Source organism: Actinomadura sp. (genome assembly GCF_044508335.1).
Lineage (GTDB): Bacteria > Actinomycetota > Actinomycetes > Streptosporangiales > Streptosporangiaceae > Spirillospora.
Genome location: NZ_JBIQHY010000037.1, coordinates 19,404 through 27,032 on the forward strand (window position 1 = coordinate 19,404; position 7,629 = coordinate 27,032).

Here is a 7,629-nt window from a genome sequence, read left to right on the forward strand (position 1 = left end):
GGGGATGAGCAGACTCAGCAGCAGGACCGGCTGCAGTGTGGGAGGACGCGACTCCGCTTCGGCCGACTGGTCCCGGGTGGGAGTCGGCTTCGGTGTGGACGGCGTCGGGCGAAAAGTGCTCTTTCGGGGTGGGGACGGAGGTTCAGCGCTCGCAGGATCCGGCAGAGCCGGCCGCGGACTGTGCTCTTCGGACGGTACGGGCGAGGAACGCCCGTGTTCGATCTCGGATTTCCAGGTGTGCCGGTGCGGCCGGCGGGACAATTCCCGGTCGCGCCCTGACCTTCTGCGAGACCTCTCGTACATCGAGCGCCATGCCTCCTTGCACTTGTGCGCGGTGTACCAGTCGCCGACGCTCATCGCCTGGCGGCAGGTCGGCGACTGGGACCTGCGCGGCTCCGGTTCGTTTTGAGCGGCGGCGTCCGATGGCGGAGCCGCGCCTATGGAGATGGCGCCGGCCATCGCGGTACAGCCCAGGACTCCGCCGGTGCAGCGGAGCCAGCCGCCGAGCAGTACGGCCAGCCTGGGATGTGCCAGAAAACGGTTCATCTTCGCCCCGGGGGATCGCGTCGGTCACCGTGTGAGTGCCGATCGTAGTCAATTCGGCTACGGAGCGTTGAACATTGGCCACACTCGCTTCAATGGCCTTCACCGTCCTACGTCATCGCCAGAACAGCCGAAATGGGCGGTACGTCCCGCTTGAACCGAGATGTAGGCGGCCTGGCGGACACCGGGAACGGCGCGTGGGCACGCGCGCTGAGAATTCGCGACACGCCTGCTGATAGGCACTTTCCGAAGAGTCGGTTCGCAGGCTCCAGGCACGGACCCAGTGCGCAGCTTCATAACGACGGTCGTGGCTGAGAAGTAGCACTGCGGCACAGTGCGGGTGACCGCACGGTGCCATGAATCTCACTCGGCGTTACCGGTCTCCTTGGGCGACGCGAAGTTTTCCGAAGCGCGCGCTCGGTCGCACGGTCCGGTTGCTAGCGCTCTACAGGCCGGAGAATCGACCGAGCGATTCGCGATGCGGCGCCGAAGAGCTCGCAGAAAGCCGCCGACCTGCACCTCCGGCCGCGTGGACGGGGCATTGCGCCGCCCGTCCATCGACGTGGCATCGAGTTCTGCGACCGGCTGGGGCGCCGCCGCTGGGTGGCGGAGCGAACATCGCAGCCCCCCTCATCCACCACCGTCGTCCAAATGAGCAGACCCCGAAGAGGGGTCGTTGGAGTTAGGCGGCGAGGTGGGGGTCCGCGGGGGCCTTTAGGACGTCGTACATGCCCATGGGGAGGGTGTCGCCCCAGAGCCAGTCGTTGACCGTGCCGTCGAAGTCGGCGGGCGGGCTCAAGGCGATGAGGCGGGAGGCCAAGGACGAGAGGGTGACCTGGAAGGGGGCCGGCGGGGTCAGGTGGACGCGGCGGGTGGTGCCCCAGAAGTCGTTGAAGTCGCGGTGGGAGAGGCCGAGGGTGGCGGAGACCGTGCGGGTGCGGGCGGCCGGGCCGGTGGCGAGCCAGGTCCAGTGGTCGGTCAGGAGGCGCCGGGCGGCGGTCCGGAGGACGTTCAGGGCGGCCAGGTCGTGCGGGCAGGCGACGTCGGTGATCTGCAGCTCAGGCAGGCCGAAGCGGCGGAGGCCGCGGGTGCGCAGGCGGACGCATGCGCAGCCGTTGACGCCCTCCGGGTCGAGGTCGGGGTCGGCGGCCGTGCAGCGGCCGTTGGCGCGGAACGGGGGCAGGACGTCGCCGAGCCAGCGGTCGGCCAGGACGAAGCGCGTCCGCTCGGTGGCGGCCGCCGTCAGGACGTGGCCCGTGACGAGGTCGGCGGTGATGCCGCCGGTGGCCTTGGCGATGGTGTGCGCGGCGGCGCGGGCGACCTGGACGCCGCGGGGCTGGTCGGTGACCGGTGCGAAGGCCGTGACGACGGCGAACTCCGTCGCGCTGTTGAAGGTGCGGGCGGCCTGCAGGTCTTCGGGGCCGGCCGCGCGGACGTCACCCGGGTTCCAGCGCAGCGTGGTGAGGTCTTCTCGCGCGACCTGCAGCTGGGGTGAGCCGAGCCGTCCGGTGATGTGGGCGTGGTAGGGGCCCGATGCGGTCCGGCGCAGGAGGGCGCCGAGGTCGCGCGGGATGCTCTCGGCGGCCACGGCGAACCGCGAGGTCGTGGTGGACGGGACGGAGTACGTGATCGTGGCCATGGGCTGCTCCTTCCGGACGGGACCTGGCCAGCATGCGCGGCCGTCCGGACCCGAAGCAGTAGAACGGGGTTCTGGGGATAACTTCACCCGAGGCGTGCCGCGCCCGGAGTACGGCCGAAGCGCTCGCGGAAGACGCGTGTGAAGTGGGCCCGACTGGCGAACCCGGTCTCGGTGAACGGCCCGTACTAACGGCCCGTACTAGCGGTCGTCGGTGGAGACGTGCGGCAGGTGCACCTCCGGCAGGGCGTCCGGCTTCCGCGAGTTCCGGATCGGCGTCAGGTTCTTCCAAAACTCGGTGGCCGCGTCCTCGGGCATGGCATCCTCCAGCATGGCACCGGTTCGTTGACCAGCAGTGAACCGCGCGGGGACGGGGCCGCCTTCTCTCTGCCGGACGTCCGGGTTCGCCTGTCGGGGACACCGCGAGTTCGCCGGACGTCGGCTGCGACGTTCGGTAAAATGTTCGTCACCCGCAGTAAAGTCATCGGAGAGGTAACCAGATGTGCCGACTTTTCGGTATGAGCACGGGCGGCCCGCGGGTCAGGGCGGCGCACTGGCTGCTGGACGCGCCCCGGAGCCTGCGCGCGCAGAGTCACCGGATGCAGCACGGCGCGGGTCTCGGCTGGTTCTCCCTCGGCGGTGAACCCGTCCGCGACCGGGCGCCCCTGGCCGCCTTCGAGAACGCGGACTTCGACCTGCACGCCCGCAACGTCCCGTCCCACACGTTCGTGGGGCACGTTCGCGACGCTTCCGTAGGCGGGCTGACAGTGCACAACTGCCACCCTTTCGTGATGAGCGACCGGCTGTTCGCCCACAACGGCGTGGTGAAGGGCCTCGACATCCTCCGGACGTGGCTGACGGACGTCGAGCGCGCCCACGTCTCGGGGGAGACCGACTCGGAGCTGGTCTTCGCCTACCTGACCGCGGAGATCCGGCGCCGCGGCGACACGACCACCGGGATCATCGAGGCGGTGCGCCGCATCGGCGCGGAGCTCCCCGTCTTCGCGCTCAACCTGCTCATCGCGGAGGCCGGACGCCTCTGGGCGCTGCGCTATCCGGACAGCAACGAACTGTGGGTGCTGTCCCCGGGGCAGGGCGGCGCGGCCGATCCCGGCGCCCAGGACGCCGTGCCCGCCGTCGTCATCGCCAGCGAGCCGATGGACGACCGGCCCGGCTGGCGGCTCCTCGACCCCGGCGAACTCCTGGTCGTCGACGGGCTCGCCGAGACGTCGCTCTTCCCGTTCGAGCCCCTGCGGCATCCGCTGCGCCGCTCCGACCTCTCCCTCCGCGAAGCCGCCTCCCAGGCCACCGCGGCCGCCCTCACGACGGACGCCGTGGCGGCTGCGCCGAGCCCCGCCGATCCCGTTCCGGCCGGCCCCGCCGGTCCCCCCGCGGGTCCCGCGGTCCTGACCGGCCCGGTCCTGGCCGCCCCCGGCCCGGTCGTCCCGACCGGCCCGCTCGGCGGACGCTAGGCGGGTTCACGGTTCGTCCCGATCCCATCAACCCCAGCCTGGGGTGCCTCATCGACTCCAGCCCCCTCGTCGGCCGCCGCCTGGAGCCCGGGGTGGTGTCGCGGGGACGGGGTCCGGCTGCGGTCCGGCCGGTTGACCGCAGCTGTCTGGGAGCGGTGGCGGCCGGGGGACGGCTTCGGGCTTCTTCGCCTGCGCCCTGTCCGCCTGGTGAGGCGGCGGACGGGGCGGGAGCAGGTGGGTTGTGGAAAAAGATCGGGTTCCGGTCTGGGGGTCGGTGCGGGGGGCGGCCGTGCGGATCGGGCGGTCGACGGCGGTCCGAGGGACGTCTGTCTAGTTCCGACACGCCGTTCACCACGGATAAGACCAGCTCTGGCCGAATTCGCGGTGATTCGCGCGGCATCGACGGCGTAATCAGGGGGAATGTGTACGTTGGGGAGATCAACACTGCTGTGAGCTGCGGGGACGGGCCCCGCGGCGCAGCCTTGGAACAGGAGGTCCCCGTGGCACGCACACTGTCGAGGGGCACCCGGGTCACCGGTGCCGAACGCACGCAGCTCGCCGCCGAGCTCGCTCCGCGCTACGCGGCGGGCGAGAGCATCCGCGACCTGGCCGCCGAGACCGGCCGGTCGTACGGGTTCATCTACAACGTCCTGAAGGAGGCGGGCGTGCCGCTGCGCGGCCGGGGCGGCAACACCCGGCGCAAGAAGGCCTGACCCGCTCCCGCGACCAGCACGGACCAGAAAGAAGCAAGCACATGACCGGACGTCCCCCTCGCCCCCCGGGGGGACCCCGTGCGCTACGGACGGCGGAACGCCCCGGTGATCTCGGAGCGCCCGTTCAGGCTGGCCAGGTCCGCGGCCGCCCGCCCGGCCACCCAGCCCTCGTAATTGGACACCGAACCCGCCCGTCCCTTGGCGAGGTTCGGGAACATCGCGTCGACGGCCTGTTCGACGGCCCGGTCGCGCGCCGCCAGCACGGGAAGCAGATCCTTCCCGCCGGCGTCCGCGGCCGCCCTGTCCGCGGCCTCGCGCAGCCGCTCACCGATGCGGGCGGCGTAGGCGTTGAGGAAGGCGTGGCGGAACGACCGCGTCCTTGACCGCCCTCGCGCGTCCCGTCGCGGACCCGCGTGCACCATGGCGGACGTCGCCTGGACGAGCAGCGACGTGAACAGCATCTCCGCAGCGGCCAGGTCGGCCGGAAACCCCATCACCGTGGAGAAGCCCAGCTCACGGTGCCATATCGCCCTGCACCGGTTCGCGTCGGCCACGACCGTCAGCAGGACCGCCTTCGGCGCGTCGTACGGGCTGTCCACCGCGATGCGCCGCCCGGCGGGCCCGGCGGTGTCGCCGCTCTCCGCGGCCGGCAGCGCATGGTCGATGCTGTGCCGCGCCATCAACTCCTGGGCGCGGGCGCTCAGCGCCTCCGCCTCATCGGGGAACTCGGTCGACTCCGCTTTGGCGAGCAGCGCCCTGACCTTGCCCAGCATTCGCTGATCGACGTCTTGAGACCTCGCGTGGGTCTTCCGATCGAACGTTCCGTCGGACATGCCTGGAGCCGGGGTCAGGTGGGGGAGTCTCGGGAGACCTTCCAGGAGGTGGATCAGTTCGAGCGCCGTTGTGATGTACGCCGTGCGGTCGACGCCTTCGCGCACGCACCATTCGGACGAATGTGAGGCGTCGTCCGTCCACCAGACGGTCGCCTGGAGGGTGGCGAGCTGCTCATGCCAGCGGTCGTCCACGGTGGTGGGGGAGTAGGCGCGCATTTCGCCGGCGATCGCGTCCGCGGCCAGGCGCGCGTGCCGGGCGGTGCGGCGGCGGGTCGCGTAGCGGGTCACGTCGGCCGGCTGCCAACCGCGGGCCCACGCCGTGGAGACGGCTCGGCGCAGGCGCGCGGCGAGGCACCGGTCGACGGTCGGCGTCCAATGCCCCGGACGGTCTGCCAGCCCTGCCGCGAGACGGCCGAAGGCCGCGCCGTCATTGAGGGAAAGGGCCCGCAGCGCTTCGGCGATCAGCGCGGCGGCGATGTCCCCGGGACGATCGGCCGGCCCGGCATGGCGTCGCCACGACTTCCGCACCACCGCTCCCGCCGTCCGGCGTCAAAGGTCACGAAGCATCCTGCCACCCGGGGACGTCCGCGGCATGCGAAGGCCCCGGCCGTCAAGACCGGGGCCGCCTGAGGGACGCGGTCACGAGCCGTCGGCGCCCCGCATCTCCTCGACCACGACGCTCTGGTACGCGCGGGACGTGTCGGGGACGTAGCTGAGCCGCGCGAGGGCCTTGCCGTCGTGATCCCTGATCTCGAAGTGGTACCCCTCGCCCGCCTCGCCGACGTGGGCCACGGCCTGGTCGTGCCGGAGGCGGCACATCGTGTCGATCTTCTCCAGCGCCACCTTCAGGCTCCCCGCGTCGCTGATGAGCCGGGCCGGCTCACTCGTCTCCCAGATCTCGAACATTGGTCGCGTCCTGTCGGCGGTCGGTCAGTAGGAACGGGCGGGGCATTCCGGACGTCGGCCACAGCTTGCGCCCATTTGATGGATCTTTCAACCAACGAATGTATCAGATTGATCACTATTCGAAGTTGTCCACGCTCACAGCGTCATGTCCGCATGTGGCGGCGGGCCGGTGCTTCCGCGGGCCGCGCCGCGATCGATAGGGTCGGCCGCGCAGAACCGAACGAGATTCGGAAGGGGGCGGCGTGCAGTACCGGGTGGTGTCCAGATCCTCAAGAAGGAGCTCCGCGCCCCCTACTGGGAAGGGCTCGGCCGTGCCATCGCCTAAGAGGACTCGACGCTGACGACGGTCTCCTTGGCCGCCGGTTCCAGGAACCGCAGGAGCGCCTCGCCTTCGGCGGTCAGCTCGTCCACGGCCGCTCGGGGGAGGGGCTCGAACGGACGCATCCGCAGTGCGGCGACCTTGCGCTTGTACTCGGTCTCCCAGATGCCCCGGGCGAAGCCGTCCCAGAGGAAGACGGCGCGGACGCGCAGGTTCTTGGTGGTGAGCATGGGCCGGTGGGCGTCGGCGATGACCCGCCGGCGGTCGGCGTGCGCCAGGACCAGGCTGTCGAACTCGGGCAGGAACCGCGCTGGGGCCGGAACGTCCTCGCCGGGCCGCGGGGCGTCCGGCAGGTCGAACAGCTCCCGGCCCTTGTCGTCGGTGAAGACGCGCAGGCCGGGCCGCAGGCGTTCCAGAGCCTCGCCGGTGGAGGCCAGCCCGGACCACGTCTGGGCGTCCGCCGCCGACGCCGGCCCGTAGGCCGCCAGATACCGGAGCACCAGTTCGTCGACGGCCTCATCGGCCGCGGGCTCCTCGCCGAGCCAGGTGCCGGCCGGCGTGAACTGCGGCGTGCGAGGGAAGCTCCACCTGTCTTGCGTGGGCACCATGACCAGCGGCACGCACAGGCGGACGGCGTAGCCGAGGGCGCGGTCGTTGACGTCCGGGAACCGCTCCTGCAACTGCGCACGCACCTCGTTGAACGTCAGCGGCCCCCCGTCGAGCAAGGAACGCGCCGCCGGGACGACCTTCTCCAGGTCCAGCCCTTTGGCGCGGTCGCCCAGGACGCGCAAAGCGCCGTGCAGCATCGGCTGCATCGCCGTGCGGAACGCCGTGTAGTCGGCGGCCGTCATCAGGTGCAGCGTGGCCCGCATCATCGTGGCGCGGACGATCGACCGGTCGTGCAGCGCGGCGTGCAGGTCGGACGCTTGGAAACCGTCGACCCGCGTCCACAGCCCCAGGAACGGCGGCTTCGGCTCTTGCGCCTGCATGCCGAAGAGCAGCTGCACCGCCTCACCGACAGGGAGCTTCTGCCGGGCGAGCAGCATCTGCCGCGCCAGCGTGGCGCGGTTGAGGGCCTGAAGGCTGAGCGTTTCGGTCATCCGTCCAGGATGCCGCCGACCACCGACGATCCCCAACGCCGCACCCCGGTCCACGGCTCCGCAGCGAAGCCCGTATCCCCGCCCGTCGCCGCCGGTCCGCACCCTCG

Annotated in this window: 6 protein-coding genes and 1 pseudogene; 2 read left to right on the forward strand and 5 right to left on the reverse strand. The window is 71.2% G+C overall.

The genetic code is table 11. The annotated features are described in order from the left end of the window. Positions 1-1,225: 1,225 nt before the first annotated feature. Both ACIWVC_RS15485 and ACIWVC_RS15490 read right to left on the reverse strand, forming a co-directional pair. A complete protein-coding gene (locus ACIWVC_RS15485; RefSeq protein WP_396447894.1) occupies positions 1,226-2,182 on the reverse strand; it encodes a hypothetical protein in 957 nt (318 codons plus the stop codon). A gap of 83 nt (positions 2,183-2,265) precedes the next feature. Beyond that, positions 2,266-2,343 (reverse strand): annotated as a pseudogene (locus ACIWVC_RS15490) (hypothetical protein); the annotation flags it as partial. A 336-nt stretch (positions 2,344-2,679) separates the two neighbouring features. Between ACIWVC_RS15490 and ACIWVC_RS15495 the strand changes: the two are divergent. Continuing rightward, positions 2,680-3,651: a class II glutamine amidotransferase gene (locus ACIWVC_RS15495; protein ID WP_396447895.1), complete on the forward strand. Its 972-nt coding sequence runs from the start codon at positions 2,680-2,682 to the stop codon at positions 3,649-3,651. A 500-nt stretch (positions 3,652-4,151) separates the two neighbouring features. Beyond that, positions 4,152-4,364: a helix-turn-helix domain-containing protein gene (locus ACIWVC_RS15500; protein ID WP_176196825.1), complete on the forward strand. Its 213-nt coding sequence runs from the start codon at positions 4,152-4,154 to the stop codon at positions 4,362-4,364. A gap of 83 nt (positions 4,365-4,447) precedes the next feature. Here ACIWVC_RS15500 and ACIWVC_RS15505 read toward each other — a convergent pair whose 3' ends face one another. The 3 genes from ACIWVC_RS15505 to ACIWVC_RS15515 form a co-directional block, all read right to left on the reverse strand. After that, positions 4,448-5,725 carry a DUF2786 domain-containing protein gene (locus ACIWVC_RS15505; RefSeq protein ID WP_396447896.1) on the reverse strand — a complete coding sequence of 426 codons (1,278 nt, stop codon included), beginning with the start codon at positions 5,723-5,725 and terminating at the stop codon, positions 4,448-4,450. A 111-nt stretch (positions 5,726-5,836) separates the two neighbouring features. Next, the gene (locus ACIWVC_RS15510) at positions 5,837-6,103 is read right to left on the reverse strand and encodes a hypothetical protein (protein ID WP_396447897.1); all 267 of its coding nucleotides are present in this window, start codon (positions 6,101-6,103) and stop codon (positions 5,837-5,839) included. 321 nt (positions 6,104-6,424) lie between these two features. Beyond that, positions 6,425-7,522, reverse strand: a complete 1,098-nt coding sequence (locus ACIWVC_RS15515; RefSeq protein ID WP_396454253.1) for a winged helix DNA-binding domain-containing protein — start codon at positions 7,520-7,522, stop codon at positions 6,425-6,427. Positions 7,523-7,629: the final 107 nt, after the last annotated feature.